The sequence below is a fragment of the Acidovorax sp. KPB24-07 genome, from assembly GCF_057543315.1.
The window spans coordinates 1-1,979 of record NZ_BAAJYS010000519.1 but is presented as its reverse complement, the minus strand read 5'-3'; the positions used below and the strand labels follow the sequence as shown (position 1 = coordinate 1,979).

Here is a 1,979-nt window from a genome sequence, read left to right as displayed (position 1 = left end):
CCGTCGCCCGCGTGGCGCAGCGCGTTTTCGACCAGGTTGAAGAGCACCTGCCGCAGGCGGTCGGGGTCGGCATTCACCAGCGCCGCGCGTGGCGCCTGCGGCACCTGCAAATCAAGCGCCACGCCATGTTCGGCGATGCGGCTGGCATGGCTGGCCAGCGCCTCGCGCACCAGTTCCGCCAGGTCCTGCGGCGCCATCTTGAGCGACAGCTGGCCGGCTTCGGCCATCGACAGGGTGTGCAGATCACCGACCAGGCGCCCGAGGTACTCGACCTGCTCCAGCAGGGCGCGCGACTCGGCAGCGTCGGCCTCGATGACGCCGTCGCAGATCGCATGCAGGCGGGCGCGCAGCACGGTCAGCGGCGTGCGCAACTCGTGCGAGATGGAGGCGGCGGTGGCACGGCGCTCGCGCGCCATGTCCTCCAGCGCATCGGTCATCTGGTTGAAGTGGCCCACCATCTCGGCCATCTCGCCCTTGTAGCGGCCCGGCTGCGCCCGCACGGTGAAGTCGCCCATGGCCACGCGCGTGGCGGCTTCGGCCATCGAAGCCACGGGCTGCGTGACCAGGCGCGACACCCAGAAACCCACTGCCAGCCCGAAAGGCAGGCACACCACCAGCCCGACGACCAGCGACCACTTCTCGCCGAACAGCAGGTCGCCGCGCCAGTACTGCCCATAGATCGCCATCGCCTGGGGGCTGTCCTCCTGGTCGTGGTCGTTGAGCTCGTCCAGTTCGTGCTGCACGGTGGCGGGCAGGCTGCGGTAGAAATCGCGGTACTGCATTTCGGAGAACACGACCACGCTGGCCGCCAGCAGGCCCATGGTGGCGAGCAGCGTTCCGGCGATGTACAGCCCGAAGCGGACCCAGATGCGATCGAGGATGGAGCCTTGCATGGCGCGGCGGCTCGGGTCAGCCCTCGGCGGACTCGCCGGGCCACAGGCGATAGCCGATGCCGCGCACCGTCTCGATCAGCTCGCCCTGCCCGGCCTGCTGCAGCTTGCGCCGCAGCTTGGACAGGTGGGAGTCGATCACCCGGTCGAGCGCGTCGCTCTCGGGCAGGCAATGCTCGATCAGGTGGCCGCGCGAGAAGCAGCGCTTGGGCTGCGCCGCCAGGCAGGCCAGCAGCCGGAATTCGGTCAACGTGAGCGGCAGCGGCAGGGCACGCCCGTCCTCGCCATAGGCCAGGGCGGCATGGGCCTGCTGGTCGATCTCGATCCGGCCCACGCGGATCGGCGTGGTGGCGGGCGCTTCCTGCGACCGCGTGCGGCGCAGCACGGCGCGCACGCGGGCCACCACCTCGGGCGGGCTGAAGGGCTTGACCACGTAGTCGTCGGCCCCCAGGCGCAGGCCGAGCAGCTTGTCGATGTCGTCCGCCAGCGCGGTGACCATGATGACCGGGGTCTGCCCCTCTTCGCGGATGGCGCGCAGCACGTCCAGGCCGTCCATGCCGGGCAGGTGGATGTCCAGCAGCACCATGTCGGGCCGCAGCTGGCGAAACAGCCGCAGGGCGTCCAGGCCGTTGCCGGCCTGCTGCGCCCGCAGTCCGTCGCGCTGCAGGTAGGCCGTGAGGATGCTGGCGATCCCGGGTTCGTCCTCGACCACGAGGACAAGCGGACCAGGCAGGGGGGCAGGACTGTTCATGGCACCAGGGGCTAGGGCGGCGGCCACGGGGCCCGGGGAGGGTCCGAGGGCGGCACACCGCCAGCCGATTATCCATGGGCCGCCCTCCGCACCGGCCCCGGCGCGTCTCCACGTTTTCTCCACACGGTATTCACGGCTGCGCGAATTTTGGCGGGCCCAATGCCCGCTGAAAACCCTCCCCGCATGCCCTTCCCCCTCCAGGTCCTGTCCGCGTGAACCGATCCCTTCGCCTCCTGCCGTGCGCCGCGCTGTCCGTCCTGGTGGCCGGGTGTGCCGCGCTCGGGGGGGCCGACGCCCCCTCGGTGCAGGGCGTGGCCCCGGTGCCAGCGGCCTGGAGC

Annotated in this window: 2 protein-coding genes; both read right to left on the bottom strand. The window is 71.1% G+C overall.

What is annotated here, in order from left to right; genetic code table 11:
- A partial coding sequence (locus AC27IQ_RS23350) for a HAMP domain-containing protein (protein WP_487090977.1) occupies positions 1-893 on the bottom strand: 893 nt, incomplete at its 3' end.
- A 16-nt stretch (positions 894-909) separates the two neighbouring features.
- A complete protein-coding gene (locus AC27IQ_RS23345; RefSeq protein WP_487090976.1) occupies positions 910-1,641 on the bottom strand; it encodes a response regulator in 732 nt (243 codons plus the stop codon).
- Between the last annotated feature and the right edge of the window lie 338 nt (positions 1,642-1,979).

What these genes read in the sequence shown, in the direction of transcription:
- AC27IQ_RS23345 (WP_487090976.1), bottom strand. Translation starts at nt 1,641, where the DNA reads ATGAACAGTCCTGCCCCCCTGCCTGGTCCGCTTGTCCTCGTGGTCGAG.